General features: G+C 47.2%; 22 protein-coding genes and 1 other annotated feature. Of the genes, 3 read left to right on the top strand and 19 right to left on the bottom strand.

Features of this window, described 5'->3' with window-relative positions; translation table 11 throughout:
• Positions 1-232: 232 nt before the first annotated feature.
• The 6 genes from leuS to bsh all read right to left on the bottom strand — a co-directional run bounded on the left by leuS (position 233) and on the right by bsh (position 8,470).
• Positions 233-2,629 carry a leucine--tRNA ligase gene (gene leuS, locus HNQ47_RS06150; protein ID WP_183328520.1) on the bottom strand — a complete coding sequence of 799 codons (2,397 nt, stop codon included), beginning with the start codon at positions 2,627-2,629 and terminating at the stop codon, positions 233-235.
• Positions 2,630-2,661: 32 nt separating this feature from the next.
• Positions 2,662-2,860, bottom strand: a binding site (T-box leader).
• Positions 2,861-2,898: 38 nt separating this feature from the next.
• Positions 2,899-4,041, bottom strand: coding sequence for an ABC transporter permease (locus tag HNQ47_RS06145; protein ID WP_183328519.1), 1,143 nt, complete (start codon positions 4,039-4,041; stop codon positions 2,899-2,901).
• Complete coding sequence (locus tag HNQ47_RS06140) at positions 4,028-5,209, bottom strand: ABC transporter permease (protein WP_183328518.1); 1,182 nt, start codon at positions 5,207-5,209, stop codon at positions 4,028-4,030. Before HNQ47_RS06140 ends, HNQ47_RS06145 begins: the two co-directional genes overlap by 14 nt.
• Entirely contained in the window at positions 5,209-6,150 is a 942-nt protein-coding gene (locus HNQ47_RS06135; protein WP_183328517.1) for an ABC transporter ATP-binding protein, read from the bottom strand. Before HNQ47_RS06135 ends, HNQ47_RS06140 begins: the two co-directional genes overlap by 1 nt.
• Complete coding sequence (locus HNQ47_RS06130; protein WP_183328516.1) at positions 6,147-7,418, bottom strand: MFS transporter; 1,272 nt, start codon at positions 7,416-7,418, stop codon at positions 6,147-6,149. Before HNQ47_RS06130 ends, HNQ47_RS06135 begins: the two co-directional genes overlap by 4 nt.
• Positions 7,419-7,501: 83 nt before the next feature.
• Entirely contained in the window at positions 7,502-8,470 is a 969-nt protein-coding gene (gene bsh / locus HNQ47_RS06125) for a choloylglycine hydrolase (protein WP_183328515.1), read from the bottom strand.
• A gap of 228 nt (positions 8,471-8,698) precedes the next feature.
• Here bsh and HNQ47_RS06120 point away from each other — a divergent pair, with 228 nt between their 5' ends.
• Positions 8,699-10,027, top strand: a complete 1,329-nt coding sequence (locus tag HNQ47_RS06120; protein WP_183328514.1) for an LPXTG cell wall anchor domain-containing protein — start codon at positions 8,699-8,701, stop codon at positions 10,025-10,027.
• A 35-nt stretch (positions 10,028-10,062) separates the two neighbouring features.
• On the opposite strand, the gene HNQ47_RS06115 is transcribed toward HNQ47_RS06120, so the two are convergent.
• The 10 genes from HNQ47_RS06115 to HNQ47_RS06075 all read right to left on the bottom strand — a co-directional run bounded on the left by HNQ47_RS06115 (position 10,063) and on the right by HNQ47_RS06075 (position 16,594).
• Positions 10,063-10,467, bottom strand: a complete 405-nt coding sequence (locus tag HNQ47_RS06115; protein WP_183328513.1) for a hypothetical protein — start codon at positions 10,465-10,467, stop codon at positions 10,063-10,065.
• Positions 10,427-10,819 (bottom strand): competence type IV pilus minor pilin ComGF, encoded by a 393-nt coding sequence (locus HNQ47_RS06110; RefSeq protein ID WP_183328512.1) that lies wholly within the window; start codon positions 10,817-10,819, stop codon positions 10,427-10,429. Before HNQ47_RS06110 ends, HNQ47_RS06115 begins: the two co-directional genes overlap by 41 nt.
• Entirely contained in the window at positions 10,782-10,943 is a 162-nt protein-coding gene (locus HNQ47_RS06105; protein ID WP_183328511.1) for a hypothetical protein, read from the bottom strand. The genes HNQ47_RS06110 and HNQ47_RS06105 overlap by 38 nt, the downstream gene beginning before the upstream one ends.
• On the bottom strand, positions 10,930-11,319 hold the full coding sequence (locus HNQ47_RS06100; protein ID WP_221248059.1) for a prepilin-type N-terminal cleavage/methylation domain-containing protein: 390 nt from the start codon (positions 11,317-11,319) through the stop codon (positions 10,930-10,932). Before HNQ47_RS06100 ends, HNQ47_RS06105 begins: the two co-directional genes overlap by 14 nt.
• Positions 11,303-11,632, bottom strand: a complete 330-nt coding sequence (gene comGC, locus HNQ47_RS06095; RefSeq protein WP_183328509.1) for a competence type IV pilus major pilin ComGC — start codon at positions 11,630-11,632, stop codon at positions 11,303-11,305. Before comGC ends, HNQ47_RS06100 begins: the two co-directional genes overlap by 17 nt.
• A 60-nt stretch (positions 11,633-11,692) precedes the next feature.
• On the bottom strand, positions 11,693-12,160 hold the full coding sequence (locus HNQ47_RS10090; protein WP_246346100.1) for a type II secretion system F family protein: 468 nt from the start codon (positions 12,158-12,160) through the stop codon (positions 11,693-11,695).
• 451 nt (positions 12,161-12,611) lie between these two features.
• A complete protein-coding gene (locus HNQ47_RS10085) occupies positions 12,612-13,622 on the bottom strand; it encodes an ATPase, T2SS/T4P/T4SS family (protein WP_246346085.1) in 1,011 nt (336 codons plus the stop codon).
• 50 nt (positions 13,623-13,672) lie between these two features.
• Positions 13,673-14,275: an MBL fold metallo-hydrolase gene (locus tag HNQ47_RS06085; RefSeq protein WP_183328507.1), complete on the bottom strand. Its 603-nt coding sequence runs from the start codon at positions 14,273-14,275 to the stop codon at positions 13,673-13,675.
• A 32-nt stretch (positions 14,276-14,307) separates the two neighbouring features.
• Positions 14,308-14,457: a 50S ribosomal protein L33 gene (gene rpmG / locus HNQ47_RS06080; protein ID WP_183328506.1), complete on the bottom strand. Its 150-nt coding sequence runs from the start codon at positions 14,455-14,457 to the stop codon at positions 14,308-14,310.
• 58 nt (positions 14,458-14,515) lie between these two features.
• Positions 14,516-16,594, bottom strand: a complete 2,079-nt coding sequence (locus HNQ47_RS06075) for a peptidoglycan D,D-transpeptidase FtsI family protein (RefSeq protein ID WP_343052917.1) — start codon at positions 16,592-16,594, stop codon at positions 14,516-14,518.
• Between the two features lie 113 nt (positions 16,595-16,707).
• Between HNQ47_RS06075 and HNQ47_RS06070 the strand changes: the two genes are divergently transcribed.
• Together HNQ47_RS06070 and ispG are read left to right on the top strand one after the other, a co-directional pair.
• On the top strand, positions 16,708-17,541 hold the full coding sequence (locus HNQ47_RS06070) for a carbon-nitrogen hydrolase family protein (protein ID WP_183328505.1): 834 nt from the start codon (positions 16,708-16,710) through the stop codon (positions 17,539-17,541).
• Positions 17,513-18,562 carry a flavodoxin-dependent (E)-4-hydroxy-3-methylbut-2-enyl-diphosphate synthase gene (gene ispG, locus HNQ47_RS06065; protein WP_183328504.1) on the top strand — a complete coding sequence of 350 codons (1,050 nt, stop codon included), beginning with the start codon at positions 17,513-17,515 and terminating at the stop codon, positions 18,560-18,562. The genes HNQ47_RS06070 and ispG overlap by 29 nt, the downstream gene beginning before the upstream one ends.
• 21 nt (positions 18,563-18,583) lie before the next feature.
• Here ispG and HNQ47_RS06060 read toward each other — a convergent pair whose 3' ends face one another.
• From HNQ47_RS06060 to HNQ47_RS06050, 3 genes are read right to left on the bottom strand one after another with little or no spacing between them, the layout of a single operon-like run.
• Positions 18,584-19,726: a DHHW family protein gene (locus tag HNQ47_RS06060; protein ID WP_183328503.1), complete on the bottom strand. Its 1,143-nt coding sequence runs from the start codon at positions 19,724-19,726 to the stop codon at positions 18,584-18,586.
• A 15-nt stretch (positions 19,727-19,741) separates the two neighbouring features.
• Complete coding sequence (locus tag HNQ47_RS06055) at positions 19,742-21,121, bottom strand: MBOAT family O-acyltransferase (RefSeq protein ID WP_183328502.1); 1,380 nt, start codon at positions 21,119-21,121, stop codon at positions 19,742-19,744.
• A 12-nt stretch (positions 21,122-21,133) separates the two neighbouring features.
• Positions 21,134-21,613: a DUF4358 domain-containing protein gene (locus tag HNQ47_RS06050; protein ID WP_183328501.1), complete on the bottom strand. Its 480-nt coding sequence runs from the start codon at positions 21,611-21,613 to the stop codon at positions 21,134-21,136.
• Positions 21,614-21,617: the final 4 nt, after the last annotated feature.

Here is a 21,617-nt window from a genome sequence, read left to right as displayed (position 1 = left end):
CGCAATAATTACATCATATACATATAGGCAATGTCAATCATTATTTTGATTTTTTGGTACATATTTGTTTTATTTTTTGATTTTTAAATGTTTATTCATATTAATTTAAATATTTGATATTTCTTTTTATCTATTTTTAATATTTCATTTATTGTCCTTATATAAATAGTATTTATATAAGAAGCAAAATAAAAAGGCCTTCCCTATATCGGGAGACCTTCATAGAATTGATTTAGTTCGCAACGATATTGACAACTTTGCCTTTGACAACGATCACCTTGCGGATCGTCTTGCCTTCCAGCTGACGTTGTACGTTTTCCAGTTCCTTCGCCTTGGCTTCCAGATCTTTTGGATCGCTGCCGGCAGGGGCTTCAAACTTACCGCGAACCTTGCCGTTGACCTGCACAACGACCGTAACAGTATCTTCAACCAGATACTTCTCATCATATGTCGGCCATGGCTCATATGTGATGGTATCCGGATGGCCTAAGACGGTATGCCAGATTTCCTCGCCTAAATGTGGTGCGAAGCAGGCAAACATCTTCACAAAACCTTCGGCATACGGACGATAAATTGTCTTCGCTTTATAGGCATCGTTGATAAAGACCATCATGGCAGAAATCGCGGTGTTGAAACGCAGCGCATCGATATCATGCGTAACTTTCTTCACAGCGGCATGATAGCTCTTGTCCAGCTTGCCGTCATTTTCGTCGGTATACTCTGCGACTTCACTGAAGTAACGCCATACCCGTTCCAGCCACTTCCGGGTGCCGTCCAGACCGGTCGTGGTCCATGGCAGGCTGGCTTCCAGCGGTCCCATGAACATTTCATAGACACGCAGTGCATCCGCACCATGGCTTTGTACAATGTCATCCGGATTGACGACATTGCCGCGGGACTTACTCATCTTTTCACCGTTTTCGCCCAGGATCATACCCTGATGGAACAATTTTTTGAACGGTTCCGGGGTCGATACAACACCGCAGTCATACAGCACTTTATGCCAGAAGCGCGCATATAACAAGTGCAGCACGGCATGTTCTGCGCCGCCGATGTATAAGTCGACCGGCAGCCAGTGATCCAGCAGTTTTTTATCTGCCAGTGCTTTATCGTTTTTCGGATCGATGAACCGCATGTAATACCAGCAGGAACCGGCCCACTGCGGCATCGTATTGGTTTCGCGTTTGCCTTTGACACCGTCAATTTCAACGTTGACAAAGTCCGGCACATTTGCCAGCGGGCTCTCGCCGTTGTCGCTTGGCTGATAATTGTTTGTGGCCGGCAGTTCAAGCGGCAGCTCATCGATATCTACCGTGCGCTGGGTACCGTCTTCCATATTGATGATCGGGATCGGTTCGCCCCAATAACGCTGGCGGGAGAACAGCCAGTCACGCAGTTTGTAGGTTGTTTTGCGTTCGCCGCAATGATGTTCTTCCAGCCATTTGATCATTGTTTCAATGGCTTCTTCCTTGCCCATGCCATTCAGCCATTCCGAATTAATGTGCGGTCCGTCCCCGGTAAATGCTTCTTTGGAGACATCGCCGCCGTCCAATACTGGAATGATCGGCAGGTCAAATTTCTTCGCAAATTCATAGTCTCGCGTATCGTGTGCCGGCACGGCCATGATCGCTCCGGTTCCATAGCTTGCCAGGACATAATCACTGATCCAGATCGGGACCCGATGGCCGTTGACCGGATCGATCGCATAGGCTCCGGTGAACACACCGGTCTTGTCTTTGTTTAAATCGGTTCGTTCCAGATCGGATTTCGTCTGGCAGATCTTCTTATATTCTTCGACAGCTGCTTTTTGTTCCGGCGTCGTGATCTCATCGACAAACGGATGTTCCGGTGCCATGACACAGTACGTCGCTCCGAATAAAGTATCGCAGCGCGTTGTGAAAACAGTAAATTCTTTGTCATGTCCGTCGATCTTAAAGATGACATTGGCGCCTTCGGATTTGCCGATCCAGTTCTTCTGCATTTCAATTGTCGACTGCGGCCAATCCAGCAGATCCAGATCCTTCAGCAGCCGTTCGGCATAATCTGTGATGCGCAGCACCCACTGACGCATTGGTTTTCGGATGACCGGATAACCGCCGCGCTCGCTTTTGCCGTCGATGACTTCTTCATTGGCCAGTACGGCTTTTAATGCCGGGCACCAGTTGACCGGAATTTCATCGACATACGCCAGACCGCGGTTGTACAGCTGCAGGAAGATCCACTGTGTCCATTTATAATAGGACGGATCCGATGTCGCAAATTCACGATCCCAGTCGTAGCTGAATCCCAAAGACTGGATCTGTTCACGGAAATGATCGATGTTCCGCTTAGTGAATTTGGCCGGATGATGACCGGTCTGGATCGCATATTGCTCCGCCGGCAGACCGAAGGAATCCCAGCCCATTGGATGCAGAACATTGTAGCCTTCCATGCGTTTTTTCCGTGCAACGATATCGGTCGCCGTATAACCTTCCGGATGACCGACGTGCAGGCCTTGTCCGCTTGGATACGGGAACATATCCAGCACGTAATACTTTGGTTTGGAGAAATCACTTGTGTCACAGGCAAAGGTTTTCTCTTCCAACCATTTTTTCTGCCATTTCTTTTCAATTGTCTTATGGTCGTACATTTCTAAGTCCTCCTCATAAAAAAAACGCCCTGTCTAAGGACGTTTGAACGCGGTACCACCTTAGTTTACGGACTTTTGGTCCGTACACTTTTTCCTTTTAACGCAAGGTTACGGATAGCATTACTTACCGGCTCCTCAGCGAGTTCATCTTCATCATTTACAGGCTTGCACCAGCCGCCTGTTCTCTTCAAAAATGAGCGGAAAATTACTATTCTGATTCATCGCTTTAAGTGTATTCTACCCTTTTTTTCAGCACCCGTCAATTCCTGTCACGCTTTCCGCTTCTTCGCGGTAAAGAACAGCGACAATCCAAAGAAAACCGCCGCAAACAGGATCAAGATCAGTCCGCCTTGCCCGATGGGCTGCAGCGCTTTGCCTGTTATGACATCCAATTCCTGGATGAGGTCGTTATTGTTGACGAACCAATAGGACGGCAGGAAATGTGCGGCTTTCAAAACGCCGGCCGGCAGCATCGACATCGGCACAAATGCCCCGCACAGAAAACTAAGACCCAGGGCAATGACATTCATCAAAGCAGTTACCGTATTTTTTGATTTAGAGATCGCCGATACAAAGAATCCGATCGACATGGCACATAGATTAAACAGGAACGAATTCATCATGAACAAACGGCCATGATCGGTTGCCATGGTCTGCGGATAAAACAGCACGGCCATCAGAGTATATACGGCCCAGATCCCCAATGAGACCACTAAGTTCGACAGCAGCAAGTCCCGATTGTAGCGATGAAAATTCATACTGCTGATCCGGGTCCGCCGTTCGAGTTTTTCCTCCCGGAAACTGAATAAGATCAGACCGATGATATAAATATTGGCACACAAGAGGATATAGTTTTCAAAATTGAAAAACTGTGTCGCCTTCCCCAATTCAGTCATATTGACTTTCTTTTTACGCTCCATCTTGACTGAAGCCGCGCGGTCCAAGGAAGACGCTGTCTCTTTGACTGCAGTTTCGGCATCGTTACCCGCGGACAGATAGACTTTGACCGTCCGCAGATATTCATGCGTATATTGTTTTGCCAGCAGACTGCTTGATTCATTGGATGTCCGGATCTTCAATTCCGGTTCATCGCCTTCGGTCAGCGCTTTGCCGTATCCTTTCGGAATGGTGAGCACATATTCTGCATCTTCATAAAACAGCGCATCGTCGATTTGATCTGCGGGGATCTTTTTGACATCGCACTTTTTCTTTAAATAGGCACACAGACCGTCAGAAATCTTGGAATCATCATGATCGTAAATGACGACATTTGGCTTGCTGGCTTTGTAGTAGCCGGTGCCGGAATCCGTGCCGAACGACAATAAAGAAAAAAGCACCAGACCGGCAGACATCATCAGCACCGGCCATTTGCGTTTCTTCAGGATCCGTAAATAGGCTCTAAAGACTGTCATAGGTCTGCCTCCTTAAGCCGAATATCGCAATCACCAGCAGGATGCCGGAAAAGATCAATAGCGAAAAAAGATCTTCATAAAAACGCGCAGCCCCAATGTTGGTGTAGAGCGCATAATAGCCATCCGTGATCATTGCCACCGGATTCAGCTTATTGACAAGCGGCATATTTTTATCGATAAAATATTTCATATCCACGCCCATCATACCGGATAAAAATGATCCGACCATCGTCAGCGTGATGATCAATGAATCTTTATTTGGCTGGCTGATCTTCGGCAATGTACAAACAAAAATACCAAAACACAAACCGGCCAGTGAACCGACACAGGTAAGCAATATGACTTGCATCCAATGCGTTCCATAATCAATATGCAGAACATGGTACGTAAACAAGAAAACAACGGTCAGCGCAGCCAGCTGGATCAGCCAGGAAGCCAATGCACTGCTGAAGACAAGTGTACTTTTCTTCACACCGGTAATGGAAGTCCGCTTGCCTTGGGCATTAACATTGGCCTGGTGCTTGGATACCGCTTCCATGCCGATGGTGCCGCTGTACATGCAGACCATCGCCAACAATGTATAGAATTCGACCATGATCGGATCCAGATGCTCTCCGGAGATATCTTTGATTTTTACATCCTCATTCAAGACGGCGTCGGCTGCTTCCTGTGTGATCGACTGTACATCCGGATTGGGATTTCCCTGACGCATTTCAATTTCGATCTGCTTGGCGGCAGCGTGCTGAATGATATCTGTGTCGACAAGGATCTCGTCGACAGCACTTTTTAAGATGGTTTGTTCGATCCCATTTTCTTTGATGTGCACCGACGGCTGATCACTGGAAATGATATACCCGGCAATTTTATTATCTGCCAGCTGCTGCTTCGCCTTGGCAGCGGTCGTATAATGGGTCTTAAATACCTGAGTTTCTTGATCCGGGTCCGAAAGCGTGGCAATGGCCGATTCAAAAATTTCGCTATTTTCCGTTTTTTCCTCTGATCGTACCACCGCAATGCGGATCGGTTCAAACTGAGAGCTGGCAGAAAAATTGCTGAAAGCTAAGTAGAATAAGGTTGCCAGGATCAGCGGAAAGGCCATGGTCCAGAATACCAATGACCGTCTGCCGAGCAGGATCTTGAGCGTGTAAAGAAAATTATGCGCAAACATCAGTCTCTCAATTCCTTTCCGGTCAATTCCAGGAAGACGTCGTTTAACGTCGGCCGTTCGGAATAGATTTTATCGTAATGCAGATGATTGGACTGCAGATAATCCATTAAATCCGCAAGGTGATTGCTGCCCTCTTGGAAGGACAAAATCAGGGCCGCACCCGATCGGCGGATCTCCAGCACATCCGGCAGCTGACGAAGTTCTTCCACATGCCGCTCATCGTTTTCACGCAGCTCGATACTGATTTTTTCATGAATACCGGAATGTTCTTTTAGTTCATCGATTGTTCCGGCCGCAAGTTTTTTTCCTTTATCAATGATCAACACCCGATCACAAATTTGTTCTACCTCTTCCATATAATGTGTTGTATAGATGACGGTCGTCCCTTGTTTGCGCAGCTGATCGATGCTGTTCAAGATCTGACTGCGGCTCTGCGGGTCCACCGAAGCCGTTGCTTCATCCGCAAACAGCAGTTTGGGCTTATGTGCAATGCCGCACGCGATATTCAGCCGCCGGAGCAAGCCGCCTGAAAGTTGTTTCGGATAGAATTTTCGATAGTTTTCCAGTTCCGCAAATTGGATCGCTTCTTCGACATATTGCCGACGTAATGTTCGGTCATTGACATAAAGTCCGCAGAAATAATTGATATTTTCCTGCACGGTCAATTCTTCAAAGACCGCTACATCCTGAAAAACCACGCCGATTTTGGCTTTCAGATCATACGAATCCGGACGCATCGTTTCATGAAAGATCTTGATCTCCCCGCCCTCATAAGAAAGCAGCGACAGAATGCAGTTGATCGTTGTTGATTTGCCGCTGCCGTTAGGACCAAGAAGACCGAGGATTTCTCCTTCATGAACGTCAAATGAAAGATCATCCACCGCCTTGATCGTATGTCGGTAGCTTTTGGTCAGATGGCTGACTTCGATCACATTGTTCATAATTTCTCCTTTTGTAAAGCTTTGTTTTGCTTTTCTGACTGAAGCATCAGGATCAGTCCGACAAACATGATCAGCGTGATGGCACCGACGCCAATATTCATGCTGCCGGTCATCTGAGTCATAGCACTAACGAGAAAAGTGCCCATGAATGATGCCCCTTTGCCGAAGATATCATACAAACCGAAATACTCCCCGGACTGCTCTGCCGGGATCAGTTTTGCATAATAAGAACGGGACATCGATTGGATCCCGCCCTGAAACATGCCGACCACAATGGCCAGGATCCAGAATTGGATCTGGGAATGCAGGAAGATCGCAAAAATCGCGATCCCGATGTAAGCGGTGATGCAGACAAGAATCAGCTTGCCGGTCGGATGCTTATCGGCCAGCCGGCCGAACAGGATCGAACAAGGAAAGGCTACGAACTGTGTGACCAACAGAGCCAGAAGCAAACCGGCCGTATTGAGGCCGAGCGCTTTGCCATAGGCAGTTGCCATATCGATGATCGTATAGACACCATCAATATAGAAAAAGAATGCCAGTAAAAAGATAAAGATATGTTTTTGTTCACGCACCTGAAGCAAGGTATCGCGCAGCCGGATCAGACTGTTCTTGACCGGATGACTGCCGGACTGGGCATAGTGAATTTGGCGGTAGCAGCGCAGCAGCGGCACGGACATACCGACCCACCAAACGGCCGTGATCAAAAAAGATAACCGCATCGCAAGGGTCTGTGTCATTCCGAGGTTTTTATAGAATAAATTCAGCACCAAACATACGCCGAACGGAATGCAGGACCCAATGTATCCCCAGGCATAGCCGTGGGCCGATACTTTATCCACCCGGTCATCGGTCGTAATATCCGTGACCATGGAGTCGTAGCACACCAAGCTGTCGTTGTATGCGATCCGTGTCAGTACGAACACAATTAAAAAAATCTGCCAGCCGGTCGTGAAACCTAGAAGCGTGCAGCCTGCCGCACCGATGAACAAAAACAGCGAAAACATGATTTTCTTATAACCTTTTTGATCCGATAAGGCGCCGAACAGCACACCAAGGATCGCACTGACAAATGTTGCCAAAGAAATTGCATACCCCCATGTTGCCAGATAATCTGCATCGGATATGCCGGCACGGGCTGCCAGAGCATTATAGTAAATTGGTATGATGGTCGAAACCATCATCGTAAAAGCTGAATTCCCCACATCATAGAGGATCCAGGCTTTCTCTTTTTTTGTTAATTTTTGCGCATTTGCCGGCTCATTCATATATCCCTCCATCATTTCTTCTTATATTTTATCATTCCCTGTATCAAGCCATGTAAGCGTGACGTAAAGTTTTTGTAAGATGGTCAACGATTCTGAAAATCAAATACGGGCTCATCGACCAGTCGATAGGCAATCAGCTTTTCCGTATTCAGATCTTCCGCATGCAGATCTACGGCATGAATGGTGCTGTTGTCATAAGTATGATAGTAATAGATACCAGTTTCCATATCACAGCACGAACTGTAAATCGTTATTTCATACTTGTCATCGCCTAACCGACTGCATCCGCGCGGCTGTTCGACAGCACCGAGAATATGGAAAAACTGGCTCACCAGATGATTTTCCTGATCTGGTGCAGCAGAATTGAGCTTGGTGAAAGCGGCTTTCACAAATCGTGACGATGAAGACCAATCCCCCGGCAGACCGATCCCGCTCATGCCCAGGCTGTCGGCGTCCAGCTGCAGCTGCGTGGCAAACGTAGACGGCGCCTGTTCCGATGATACGCTGCGATATTTTGTCAGGTTCCAAAGCTGGATATCAAACGTTGGATTGTTGGTCATCACACCGATTGGATCATCATATACGTGATTGCCGTCCTTTGTGACCTCAAACACGATCGATTCGTTTTGATCCGCGATCATCCAGTGCAGCGGTGCACTAGGCAGTGCAGGAGCAAAGGCTTCATTTGTCAAATGGATCTGCGGCAAAACGTTCTTTACTTCAGCAACGCTTTGATATTGAGCAAGCAGCCACGGGATCAATTCGAATGCCGCGACATTGATCCTTCCCTCTTCTGCCGGTGTATATACGGCATTATTCGGGAAATTCAAACCGGCGATCGACAGACCATATTCATTTGTGGCATCGTAATACAATGGATATCCATCACAATTGTATGCCATGCCGATCATAGCTGGATGATGATCAAGAACAGTACCGTTTCGAAAATGAAAACTAAGGTGCCGCGGTGTGATCGTCACTTCTTCCTGATAGGAATGATCCAGATCTAAATTGCGGCCAAAATAATGATGATATGTTATACATGTACACATGTTGGGCCTCCTGTTTCCATCATATCATATATGATTCCTTTCCCGCTTTTCCCCTTAACATTTACATTTTTTTAACATTCAACATTTTCTTTTTGATGGACTTTTTACACTTCTTATGAAGGACTTTACGGTTAAATGATCTGCATTTAAAATACCTTTTTTATAATCAAATTGAGGAACAAGCATAAAAATGTTCCGGAACAGATCATCATCTTTTGAGGAGGGTATATGAAATCATTTCGAAAATTATCATTCTGTCTGGCGGTCTCCAGCGCCGCTGCCGCCGGCATCATTCTGCCGCTAGACACCAGTCCGATCCTGGCAGAAGAACAAACCACACAGCAAACACCTGCTGTAAACAGCACACAGGCGCATACGACCCATACGTGGGGAAATCCATCCTGGACATGGAGCGAAGATCATACATCTGCAACCGTCACTTTGACCTGCCAACAAGGCGGTGAAACCAAGACGGTCAATGCGACGGTCACAAAAACTATTTTGAAACCAGCAACCTGCGCACAGGAAGGAAAGGTCCGTTATTTTGCGAAAGCAGTAACTGACAACGGTACGTTCGTCGACTGGAAAACCGATACGCTGCCGAAGACAGCCCATCACTACGGCAATCCGCAGTGGACATGGAATGGTCTGGCCAGTGCAAAGGTGACATTGACCTGCAGTGTATGCGGCCACACCGAGACATTTGATGCGACCATGTCGACCCGCGCCCTTAAACCCGCAATGTGTACGCAGCAAGGAAAAGGCACGCGTTACGCCCGCTATGATTATAATGGTTCGACATGGGTTGACTACCAGACTTTTCAGACGCCAACGGAAGAACACGATTATGAAAACCCGGTATGGAACTGGAATGAAGATCATACTGCTGCTACGGTAACGGTTACCTGTGCGGTCTGCGGCGAAGAAAAAACATTTGATGCTACCGTCACCAATAGTGTTACAGATCCGACCTGCACAGAAAACGGTACAAAAGTGGCAACCGCTTCAGCGACCATTCCGGCAAACGTTTCAATCGATGTAGCAACATATCCGGAAAATACAACGGTACCAACACAGACCAAGACGATCACGGATACCTACAGTGAAGAAATACCGGCAACCGGTCATGAATGGGGCGATGCACAGTGGACATGGAACGACGACAACACCAAGGCAACTGTGACTCTGACTTGTGCAAACTGCGGTGAAACCAAAACGTTGGAAGCGGAGATCACAAAAGAAGTCCTCAGTGAACCGACGGACAAGGAAGATGGTGCGGCTTTGTACATCGCCGCGGCCCAGGACGAGGACGGAACCGTCTGGTATTCATGGAAACTGATGAGCGTGCCAAAGACCGGCAAAGCTGAAGTCAAGAAGGACGGTGCGGGAACGAAAAAAGATGCCGCTGTTAAGACGGTCAAAGCTACTGTTATCAAAAAGGAAACGATAAAATCTCCTGAAACAGGGACCGAAGAACACACTGGCTTCTATGCGATGACAGCTGCATTAAGTGCTGCATTATTTGCCGTATTCAAACGTAAAAAGAGAAATGCCTAAGCATTTCTGACCGGGAGCGATCCCGGTTTTTTTATTTAATAACTATTGTATTCTATATCGATCGGCGTGCTGTTTTCATAATACACCTCCATTACGATGGTCTTCCCGCTTCGTGGATAAGAACATTCAATATATGTTCCGCGATCTGTAAAATGCACCGGCACGGAGCCAATCTTTGCATCCAGTTCCTGGATCTCCCTGCTTTCATCATAATGGCAGCGGCGGACCGCAGCATTGTTTTCGATCATATGCCGCGCATAGGACATGCAGGATAGATCCATCCGGCTTTGCCGGCTGCACTGCAGCAGATACGCCGACTGCACCGTATACAATCCGACCAGTGAAACGATCTGAATCAGCAAACCAAAGCACAGCAGCGCCAGCCAGGTGCCGTAGCCGTTAGACGATCTGGTAGCTGTACGTATGCCCTGCTTTTTCATACTGCAGATAAATGCGGTCATCCTTTTGTATAAATTCAGCATGCTGGATATGTTCCAAAAAAATTTCATAACCCTTTCTTCGGACCAAACGATTTTTATTTTCTGTAATTATCACTTCTTCATGATTGATCAGCATGGTCAGCTGATGGGTCTGCACATCGGTCGACTCGGACAGCGAGGCAAGCTGCCGCAGCTGCAGAATGGCATACTGATCTTGCAGACCGATATCCATCTGCAGCAAAGTTCGTGCGCTCATCAGCCAGAGGACCGCCAGCATCGCTACGATCAATGAGACCATCAACCCCAATAAGGCTTCAATCAGTGTAAAACCATTCTTCGTCGATCTCGGCATCGATCCATCCCCGGGCATCATTCTGGACCGCCGCTGTCATCTGATACAGCAGCAAGATACAAATAGATAAGATCCATAGCCCCAATAACGCATCCAGCAGCACAAAACCATTATTCGTTTTCAATTCGGACCCTCCCGCTGCCTAATTGAAAGACAAGACGCATTGTTTGATTTCCGCTGTGACAGGTCACCGTACCGCCCTGGCTGATGTTGCCGGCCGCGTTGTAATGAAAGGCAAAAGGTGTGCAGACAATATCCGGCGGATACGTCATGACCTTCTGATCAAAAATAGCTTCATGTTCTTTGATTTCGACTGCTCGGCTTTCCTTGTAGGCATATGCTTGTTCCTGCATGACGATGGCCTGACTGCTCAAGGCCTTGACCAATACCGACTGCGAAGAATGAAACTGCGTCGCTTTGATGCCGATGCCCATCACACAGATCAAGAGCATGACCAGCATCATCTCAACCATCGTAAACCCATTACTGTGCTTTGGCATCGCCGTTGACAATAACGACCGATTGTCCGTTCGGGCAGCGGTCCTGGCCTTTCTTTAAATAGCCTTTTTGGATCAACTGTGAAACGCTGGTCGGGGTTTTTAATTCATTGATTTCATAAAGAACGATCTGTGAATTGACGACATCCAATAATGCGGAACACCCTTTGGCCCGAATAATTTTCTCTTTCTGCTGAATATTCGGCAATGTGATCAGCAGCAATAATGCGATCACCAACATCACGATCATCATTTCTAAAACAGTAAACGCATTCCGGTTTTCCGGAATTTCATCCGGAAGAGTTTCTTTTTTCATCGTTTTTTCCTTTCTGATAGATCATAAAACAAAAAGAACGAAAGGCTGCCGGGCAGCCTTTCAGAACGTACTCAGCATGTTCAGCGGCATCAACATGATCTGGTAAAACACAAACACCAGCAAAGCAACGGACAGATAAGAGAGAATTTGTACACCGACCGCAGCGTGTTTGATTTTCTGCTTCAGCAGATGTTCCGCACGCTGCTCATACAAAGAAAGGAGTTTTGAGATTTCGGAGGAATGGATCCCGATCGAAATAAAACGGCCAAAATCGGCATCAAACTGTGAGGCGTCGTTCAGCGCTCGTTCCATCGGGACCCCATGTCGGATCGAGGATAAAAGATCTGCCGCATAAATCTGAATACGCTTCGAACGGGAAAGCTGCGTCAGCAGCTCCACACAATCTGTCGTCGCCAGGCCGGTCTCACAGAGGACATGAAAATAGATAGAAAATTGATACGTATCATACAATCGAAGCCAGGAAAATCGATGCAGCCATCGAATGCCGGCACGGCTGGAACTGATCATCTTGGCAATACCTGCAAAAGATAAGACACCGACGCAGATCAGTGTATAAAACAGTTTCAGAAAACCGACAAATAATTCCGCATTCGTGTTTTCTGTATACATCGACATGGTCGGCAGGATTGTTGAAGAAAAAAACAAGATAAATCCATAACAGAACACGAAAATAAACAACGGATACGCAATTTCACGAAAGAAATTCATAAATGAATCGTGCGTTGCTTTTTCAATGCGCTCCGCACTGTCGAGTGCCTTTTCTAAAGGCATGCACCGGGAAAGGATCCGAACGCTTTGGTTGTAGCGAGTCTCCATGCTGCCGGTCAAAATGTCTGCCAGTTCCTGCCCTTGTTCCAGACGTGACAGTATTTCGGGTGCGTCTTGAAACGATAATTCGATCATGGTTTGTATATCCAGACCATTATTCAGCAGGAGACGGAATCGTTCCATTTCCTTTTTAGAAACTTTGCACGTCGTAGACGGCCTGCGGGTCACAGATCCGATCTTCCGCCAAGGCCCGTCGGATTTCTTTTTCCAGCGTTTCGAAGCCTGCCGGGTAAGCGCCTTGTTCCAAGGCATAGCGTAGGTCCTGTTTCGAAAGGATTTCATAAATACATTGTTTTCCTCCCTTCTGATCACAGGCATACAGCCGTTGTGCGATCAAAGCTGTCAATGTATTGGTCAGGTCGTATTTTGTCAAGCCAAAATTATAGAAACGCTGGATCCCCTCCAGACAGTTCTTGGCATGGAGCGTCGTGAATACAAAGTGTCCGGTCAGAGCAGCACGAATTACCATTTTGGCAGTATAGGCACTGCGGATCTCGCCGATGAAAATGATATCCGGATCATGACGCAGCAATTCTTCGATGCCTTTTTCATACGTAAAGCCTTGTGCTTCATTGATCTGCAGCTGAATATAGCTCTCATCTTCGATTTCGATCGGATCTTCCAGACTGACGATTTTAAAACGGTGTGCCGATGCGATTTCATGAAGCATCGCATGCAGCGTCGTCGTCTTTCCCGTATTGGTCGGTCCGATCGCAACGACGAGTCCCTGCCGATAATGGCATAGTTCACGCATCATGCGTACAGGTCTTGGATCATCGGTCAGCTGATCGATGGTCATCACTCCTTCGGTATGAAGAATACGCAGCACACCGGTCTGCATGTTCTGGTTCAAGATCGTACTGAACCGGCAGTATAATGTTTGATCATGCAGACGGATGTCAAACTGTCCGCTCTGAGGCTTCTGCGGATGTGTCAGATCCAGCTTGGCCCGATATTTCAAATAGGAAAAGAACTCGCCGTTCCAGATATCCTGATGCAGCGGCTGCATGCCGAACATGGTCCTAAATTCAATGGAAAGCCGTTGTTTTTCCCAGACAAAATGAATATCACTGACATGTTTTTCAGCTGCCAGCTGCAGTAATGTCACCAGCAAGTCTTCCATGATATGTTCGCTCATCATGCTTATATACGACGCAGATTCGTTTCCCACAAAAAAAAGATGATCAATGATCATCTTAAATACGGATTCCAGATTTTCTCCTGATCCAATGTTGACTCCGGTCCATGACCTGGATAAACATGATAATTCTTTTTCAGTGCTTTCAATTTCAGCAGTGACGCTTCCATCTCACGATAACTGCCGCCTGGCAGATCTACCCGGCCGACCGACCCCTGAAAGAGCGTATCACCGGAAAACATCGCATCCCCGATCAGATAAACAACCGAGCCCTCCGAATGTCCCGGTGTATGAATCACATCCACATCAAAATGCCCGATTTGATGATGCCCTTCTGTGATTGGTTCAGCCTTTGCATAGGAAACAATATGGGCATAAAAGGATTCAGATACATTTGCCTGCGGATCCGCCAAGGCATTGACTTCCGAAGGATATACATAGACCGGCACCGGATAGATTCTCAGCAGCTCATCCAGTCCGCCGATGTGATCAAAGTGCGCATGCGTCAGCAGAACTGCATCCACCTGATCACCGTCCACAAACGTTCTGACTTCCGGAAACGAACCGCCCGGATCGATGATCAGCGCATGGCCGCCGTCACGCACCACATAGCAGTTGGCCTGTACAGGTCCTAATTCCTTGTGTTTGATTTCCATGATCTTTTAGAAAAAAAGACCGCTGTACGGTCTTATCTTTTCTCCTTATGTTCCGTTTTCTGGTTGCATTTCGGGCAATATTTTTTAATTACCATACGTTCCGGATGTTTTCTTTTATTTCTCGTTCCGATATAGTTCTCTTCACCGCAAACAGAGCACTTAAAAGTAATACGATCTCTCATTGCCAGTCCTCCTTACGTTAACATGAGCATTCTATCAAAAATATACAACATTTGCAAGCTAATTCTCATCAACAGGATAGAGTTCAAAGTACTCGTTCAAAGCGTCCGGTACAACGTTATCTGTACAGATGTTTGACGATACCGACTGCGAGTTGACACTGGAGGTCGGCGCACTGCACGCAAAGGAGACCGTCGGATCATCACTTGGTGCATAACCGACAAAGTTCGCCGTCGTCCATTCGTCGACTTCGGCTGTACCTGTCTTGCCGGATACTTCCACAGACATATTCTGCAGCGAGGCACTGGCGTTGCCTTGGGCAACGACCTGTCGGAAACCTTCCCGTACCCGCTTCAAATACTTGATATTTTTCTCCGGCAGCACATTCCGCAGCTGGCCGGTACCGATCTCGATATTCTGATCGCTGTTGACTTCTTTGATACATTTCATCAGCGTTGGTTTATACTGCTTACCGGTCGTTGCGATCGTAGATGCATAGGTCAGCAGCTGGATCGGTGTATACATATCGTACTGACCGATGACAAAGTTCAGCAGCATCGTCGATTCACTGCTGGAAGCCTGGTAACTGTTCGCCTCATCCGGCACATCCAGACCGGTCTTCACCCCCAAGCCGAATTCTGAGAAATACTGCCGCATTTTTGTGAACACAGCTCCCACATCATCGACATTAAATGCCATACCTTCTGAATAATTCTGACCCGCCATACGAATCGCAATATTAAACATATATACGTTACTGGATACCGCCAGTGCATTGATATCGTTGACCGCACCATGATTCGTATAGGAAGAATATTCCGTACCGCCGACGATGATCGGCTGATCAACAAAGACTTCGCCCGGCTCAATTACGCCTTCGCTTTCAGCCATGTATACAGTAGCTCCCTTGACACAAGATCCTGGGTTGACCAGAGACTTGTAGCATCCGGAAGCATAATAGGTCAGTTCCCGCGTATCTAAGTCCATCGTATATCCGGACATAGCTAAAATTGAACCGTCGTTCGGATTCATCATGCACATAAACAACGTTGAAAAGTTTTCACGATTGGTCGTTCCGCCGTAGGTTTCCAACGTTTCTTTCACTGTATCGTCCACAGACTGCTGCAGTTCAATATCAATTGTCAGATAGACATCATTGCCTTTGACTGCCTCTCGTGTAACTGTCTGCTTTGCCAGCCCCTGCGAATTGTATGTGATCTTCGATTCCTGCGGTGTACCGGACAGCACATCGTTGTACTGCAGTTCCAGTCCGGACTTACCGACAGAGGCATTATATTGATAGCCGCGCTGCAGATAATAATCCGCCAATTCTTCCGGCAGACCTTCTGTGCTGGTAGAAACCGTACCAAGGACATCCGATAACGTCTCTCCGTATGGATACTCCCGCTTCCAGCCGCCGAAATCGACATCAAATCCCGGGAAATCGGATTTATGTTCGACAATATAAGCCACATCATCATCACTGACATCCTCAAGCACGACGTTCTCCTGACCGGTCGATGCATTTTCTGTCATCCGGTTGTAGATCAGATACGTCTTCATCTGCTTGGTCGTCATTTCTTTCAGCTGTTTTTTGCCGATGCGGCGCATCAAAATGGAGTGGCGGACCGTTTCTGCATCCGATCCCCATGCTCCGCTGTTATATTCCCTGCGTTCTTTGGCCGTCAGCAGATTGTTGCACATATATTCGCTGTCATCCGGATCCAGCTGGGATTTCCAGGCAATATAGGCTTCTTTCTTTTCGGTTGTCGTAAAATCTTTTACTTTGACATTGAACACAGATACGATCCGGCGCGCATAAACAAGATAATCATCATCGCTCATATTCTGCGGCGATGTGTATACGATATTGTGACTGACGACAGTAGCGGCCAGGACACGGCCCTTGCGGTCATATATCTGACCGCGCGGTGCGCTGACATACTGTTTGACAGATGTATAATCGTCTTTTTTCGCTGTATATTCCTGATAGGAAATCACTTGTATATAAAACAAACGAATGAAAATGATCAAAAAAGCGACCATGATAACACCGGACAGCAGCATGATCCGATGAGAGATTTCATGGTTCAGCGAACGTACTTTTTTTAAACTTTTTTTTGACCGACGTCTCTTCACAGCGCTCTCCTTCCATTTCCTTCTATTATACACGAAATTTTTTTCTTGCACATTCAAAACCTTGTATATCCGAAGACAGAATTTTGGTAAGATAAATAGAAAGGAGATGTATCATGAAAATTCTTCAGATTCAATCCCATACCAATTCTCAGCTGCAGAAGACCTTTCAGGCCATTGCGCAGATCGACATTCCTGACGATATCGATTTTATTTGTCTGCCTGAAATGTTTGCCTGTCCTTATGATACCAAGTGCTTTCCGGACTATGCCGAACCATTTGAAGGAGCTTGCTTCCAGTTTATGCAGCAGCTGGCCATCCGTCATCATGCCTACGTCATCGGCGGAAGCTTTCCTGAAATCGATCACGGGCATATTTATAATACTGCCCCTGTCTTTGACCGCAGCGGCAGACTGCTGGCCAGACATCGCAAGATGCATTTATTTGATATCCAGGTCCAAGGCGGACAGCACTTTAAAGAATCCGACATTCTCTCTGCCGGCGATGCCGTCACGACATTTCCGACCGAATTCGGAACCATGGGGATCTGCATCTGCTACGATATCCGCTTCCCGGAACTAGGACGGCTGATGGCTCTGCACGGCGCCCGCTGTTTCTTTGTGCCGGCCGCCTTCAATCAGACGACTGGGCCCGCGCATTGGGAACTGACCTTTCGAGCACAGGCGCTGTTCAATCAAGTCTTCTGCGTTGCCACAGCTCCGGCACTGGACCCGCATGCATCGTATCATTCGTGGGGCCATTCGCTGATCACAGATCCATGGGGACGCGTCGTAACACAGGCTGGAACCGACGCCTGCAGCCAGATCACATCCATTGATATTAATGATACGGAACAAGTCCGTCAGCAGCTGCCGTTATTAAAACACCGCCGTACGGACCTATATAGATTGGAGGAACAACATGAAAAGAACAGAAACCAGACAATGTAAGATCGGCAGCCTGCCCTTAGGCGGCAACGATCATATCTATATTCAATCCATGTGCAACATCAAGACCAGCCAAGTCAGCGCTGTTGTCTCCCAGATCCATGAACTGGAAACACTGGGCTGTGAGATCATTCGTGTCAGCTGCATGGATATGGAAGATGCCCAAGCGATCAAAGCCATCACGGACCAGATCCACATTCCGTTGGTAGCGGACATTCATTTTGACTATAAGCTCGCACTGGCCTGCATTAAAGCCGGTGCCGATGCGATCCGCCTGAATCCGGGCAACATCGGCAGACGCGAAAATGTCGAAGCGGTCGTCAAGGCCTGCAAGGCCAAACACATACCGATCCGGATCGGCATCAACAGCGGTTCATTGGAAAAAGACATTCACGAAAAATACGGCCGACCGACTGCCGAAGGCATGATCGAGAGTGCCCGCCGGCATGTCCGGATCTTAGAAGAAATGGACTTTTACGATACGGTCTTATCATTCAAATCCAGCGATCCGCTCCTTTGTATCGAAGCGTACCGGAAAGCATCAGAAATTTTTGACTATCCGTTACATCTAGGCGTGACGGAAGCCGGCACGAAAATGACCAGTGCGGTCAAATCCAGTCTGGCTTTAGGCAATTTACTGTTAGACGGTATCGGCAATACGATCCGCATCAGCATCAACGGCGATCCGGCCGATGAGATCATCCTGGCAAAAGAACTACTCAAAGCCTGTCATTTGATCGATGATGTCCCGAACTTGATCGCCTGCCCGACGTGCGGCCGGACACAATGGAACATGGAACCAGTCGTCAACGAAATCGAACACTACTTACAGACGGTCCACAAAGACATCACCGTTGCCATCATGGGCTGTGCAGTTAACGGGCCGGGCGAAGCGAAACATGCCGATATCGCAATTGCCGGCGGCAAGAACGAAGGACTGTTGATCAAAAAAGGAAAGATCATCGAAAAGATCCCGCAGGATCAGATGGTCCAACGTCTGATTGAGGAAATCGAGGCATACTAAAAGCGGACATGTGTCCGCTTTTTATGAATTCAGCACATCTGCCAAAGAGGTATCCTGGACAAAGGTGTTGTAGTTGTATAAATACAGTACATCGGTATAGACATTGGTTGCCATCAGCTGCGAGAGGTTGCCCGTATAATAGCGCGGATCCACCACCGTGATCGTCCGATAATACGGAATCAGGAAAGGAATCATCGCATTGGCATAGGAATCTTTGATCAGCAGCAGATGCCGGTCCGAATCATTGTCCATTTCCAGATCGATGCGGGCATGGTTGCCGTTCAGAAAAACCGTATAGGCATCTTCGGACTGCGCACCCTCGCTGGAAAAAACCGTACGGGAACGTTTATGCGAAGAGGGATCCGTCATCAAATAATCTGGATCATTCTTCGGGACATAGATCTCAACATCATCTTTCATGTTCAGGCTGCCGGTCTTATGTGCCAGCGTTCCTTTAAAATCGTCCGCGACCGTATAAACTTTGTAGTCGCTTTTCTTAACATTTTGATCCAGGTCCATCTCTTTGGCAATCGTCTGGAACGAACGGAATGCTCCGTAAGATGTCCAATGATGGTCCGTACGATAATACAGATAATCATCACTATATTTCTTTAAGGAAGAACGCAGATCCACGGTTTTGACCTTTGAATTCAGCTGATCATAGATCGCATCGATTCGTTCGCTCTGATCCGCCGGATCAGCCCCGGTCGGCAGGTTCTGCGGCTGTACATAAACGGCATTGGGCACCAGTACAAACGTACAGTTGATATCCGACTCTTTCTTCTGAAATGCATTGATCGCTTTCAAATTGCGCTGCAGCTGCTTCTCGTTTTCGACTGCAACATCCTCTACCAAGGTATGATGCCCTAGATAGACATCATCGATCTTCCGGGTGCCGGTTGCTTTCAGTGTGAGATAACGCAGATGGATCAGGGCGTTGCGGCCGACAAACTGATCTGAGAACCAGTTGTTCAATTCGGTTCCGTACCGCCCGGAAATCACATCTTCCGTATTCCAGGCAGGAAACTGCTGCAGCGAACGGTTTTCCACCGTCGATTCTGCTTGATCCGGCGCAAGAGCATTGATCACAAAACCGAGACATAAAACGATGATCATAATGCGGGAATAAAGCATCCCGACTTTATCTGAACGTTTTCTCTTCATATGATCAGCCCCTTTCTAGAACGCGAAATACTGAAACGGATGGAACGTTCCGCCGACAATAAAAGCAATGCATAAAACAAAACCAACTAGATAGACAGCTGTCATCCAGGTGATGCCTTTCTTCTTGTATCGATTCAGTATGGAAGTCTGCAGATTTTTGAAAATATCCATCGAGAACAGCACGCCCAACAGCAGCAGGAACCAGTTGTTCAGCAGCAGGAAGGCTGTACTGCCGTCTGCCCATGCCGAAGCGCCGATACCGACCAGACGGCCGATCACACCAAATGCTGTACCGATATCCGGACTGCAGAAGAAGATCCAGCTCACCAGCACGACCAACAACGTATAAATATGGCCGAATTTTGTATGCTTCGAAAGAAAATCTTTCAGATAAAACTTTTCCAGCAGCGTGAACGCACCAAAATACAATCCCCATAAAATAAAGGTCCAGTTGGCACCGTGCCACAATCCAGTACAGAACCAGACGATCAGGATATTACGGATATATTTTCGATTGGATACGCGGCTTCCGCCCAGCGGAATATAAAGATAATCCCGGAACCAGCGCGACAAAGAAATGTGCCAGCGCCGCCAATAATCCTGCACGCTTTTGGCAATATACGGATGATTGAAGTTTGGATCCATGTGGAATCCAAACATCTGCCCGATGCCGATGGCCATATCGCTGTAGCCTGAAAAATCAAAATAGATCTCCAACATATATGCCGCACCATACAGCCAGGCTCCCAATACAGAGGTACTGCCGGCTGTCGCGGCAAATAAGGTCGCAAACTGATCGGCCAGCAGGCTTTTCTTGATCAAACCTTTTGTAAAAAGCAATGCGCCCTGACCGGCATCGTAAGGATCAATTGTCCTTTCGCCCAGCTGGTCTTCCATATCGTGGTACTGCACGATCGGACCCATGCTGATTTTTCCGAAGAAGCTGACATATAAGGAGTATTCCACTAAATCATGCGATGCTTTTGATTTTCCCATGTAAACATCAGCCAAATAGGAAATTTCCGAAAATAAGAAAAAGGAAAGACCGACCGGCAAGGCAATATCCAGCTGCCGATGTAGGAACAGGACATCATTTAAAATAAAGTTCGTATATTTAAAAACACCGAGGATCACTAAGTTCATCACGATGCCGAGCACAAACTGATGCTTTTTCTTACGGTCATCGTCCTCTGCCGCCATCTGCAGCGCCGTCAAATAATTCCAGCCGATCGAAATCAGCAGCAGGAGCAATGCAGCGGGATCGCCCCACGCATAAAACAAAAAGCTCAGCACCACCAGCATGATATTCTTGGCCCGTGCAGAAGGAAGATAATGATTCAGCAGCAAGGCAGCCGGCAGAAACATGAAAATAAAATTTAAACTATTAAATGTCATGATTCGCCCTTTCTATTTCAAAGCAGCCCGGAACTGCTGATCAAATGTATCCGCATTTTTACTGACGGCATATAAAGCATAATTGGCCCGCACATCGACGACTGCCGCATCCAGTTTATCGGCCTCTTTCGGTGCATAGCCTGCAAAAATCTTTTTTTGACTGTCGATGCGGGTCTGCATCTTATCGTTAAAATCCTCCGCCTGGGAATGATCTTTAAATTTTACGATAAGCAATTCATCCGCTTTCATCGTATCTGAATCCTTATAATAGACAATGCCGTCATACATACTGGCATCCAGCTGCAGGAAGCGTTTGATTTCCTGGTTGTTCTGCTGTTCTAAAGATTTCGTGTTGACCGAAGCCATCGTCTGTTTGGTGACTGTATTCACCGATTTATTACAGTCTGCCGGCTGGTGTAAATTCATTGCCAGTACACCGATGATCAGCGCGAAAAAAACATAGCGCAGGATCGTAATCGTTCTCTTTGACATGCCC

Source organism: Catenisphaera adipataccumulans (assembly GCF_014202755.1).
In the GTDB taxonomy this organism is placed as follows: Bacteria; Bacillota_I; Bacilli_A; order Erysipelotrichales; family Erysipelotrichaceae; genus Catenisphaera; species Catenisphaera adipataccumulans.
This window is presented reverse-complemented; position numbering and strand designations above follow the sequence as displayed.

Excerpts from the sequence above, each read along its gene's own strand:
- leuS (WP_183328520.1), bottom strand. The coding sequence starts at position 2,629 with ATGTACGACCATAAGACAATTGAAAAGAAATGGCAGAAAAAATGGTTG.
- HNQ47_RS06145 (WP_183328519.1), bottom strand. The coding sequence starts at position 4,041 with ATGACAGTCTTTAGAGCCTATTTACGGATCCTGAAGAAACGCAAATGG.
- HNQ47_RS06140 (WP_183328518.1), bottom strand. The coding sequence starts at position 5,209 with ATGTTTGCGCATAATTTTCTTTACACGCTCAAGATCCTGCTCGGCAGA.
- HNQ47_RS06135 (WP_183328517.1), bottom strand. The coding sequence starts at position 6,150 with ATGAACAATGTGATCGAAGTCAGCCATCTGACCAAAAGCTACCGACAT.
- HNQ47_RS06130 (WP_183328516.1), bottom strand. The coding sequence starts at position 7,418 with ATGAATGAGCCGGCAAATGCGCAAAAATTAACAAAAAAAGAGAAAGCC.
- bsh (WP_183328515.1), bottom strand. The coding sequence starts at position 8,470 with ATGTGTACATGTATAACATATCATCATTATTTTGGCCGCAATTTAGAT.
- HNQ47_RS06120 (WP_183328514.1), top strand. The coding sequence starts at position 8,699 with ATGAAATCATTTCGAAAATTATCATTCTGTCTGGCGGTCTCCAGCGCC.
- HNQ47_RS06115 (WP_183328513.1), bottom strand. The coding sequence starts at position 10,467 with ATGAAAAAGCAGGGCATACGTACAGCTACCAGATCGTCTAACGGCTAC.
- HNQ47_RS06110 (WP_183328512.1), bottom strand. The coding sequence starts at position 10,819 with ATGCCGAGATCGACGAAGAATGGTTTTACACTGATTGAAGCCTTATTG.
- HNQ47_RS06100 (WP_221248059.1), bottom strand. The coding sequence starts at position 11,319 with ATGCCAAAGCACAGTAATGGGTTTACGATGGTTGAGATGATGCTGGTC.
- comGC (WP_183328509.1), bottom strand. The coding sequence starts at position 11,632 with ATGAAAAAAGAAACTCTTCCGGATGAAATTCCGGAAAACCGGAATGCG.
- HNQ47_RS10090 (WP_246346100.1), bottom strand. The coding sequence starts at position 12,160 with ATGATCAGTTCCAGCCGTGCCGGCATTCGATGGCTGCATCGATTTTCC.
- HNQ47_RS10085 (WP_246346085.1), bottom strand. The coding sequence starts at position 13,622 with ATGATGAGCGAACATATCATGGAAGACTTGCTGGTGACATTACTGCAG.
- HNQ47_RS06085 (WP_183328507.1), bottom strand. The coding sequence starts at position 14,275 with ATGGAAATCAAACACAAGGAATTAGGACCTGTACAGGCCAACTGCTAT.
- rpmG (WP_183328506.1), bottom strand. The coding sequence starts at position 14,457 with ATGAGAGATCGTATTACTTTTAAGTGCTCTGTTTGCGGTGAAGAGAAC.
- HNQ47_RS06070 (WP_183328505.1), top strand. The coding sequence starts at position 16,708 with ATGAAAATTCTTCAGATTCAATCCCATACCAATTCTCAGCTGCAGAAG.
- ispG (WP_183328504.1), top strand. The coding sequence starts at position 17,513 with ATGAAAAGAACAGAAACCAGACAATGTAAGATCGGCAGCCTGCCCTTA.
- HNQ47_RS06060 (WP_183328503.1), bottom strand. The coding sequence starts at position 19,726 with ATGAAGAGAAAACGTTCAGATAAAGTCGGGATGCTTTATTCCCGCATT.
- HNQ47_RS06055 (WP_183328502.1), bottom strand. The coding sequence starts at position 21,121 with ATGACATTTAATAGTTTAAATTTTATTTTCATGTTTCTGCCGGCTGCC.
- HNQ47_RS06050 (WP_183328501.1), bottom strand. The coding sequence starts at position 21,613 with ATGTCAAAGAGAACGATTACGATCCTGCGCTATGTTTTTTTCGCGCTG.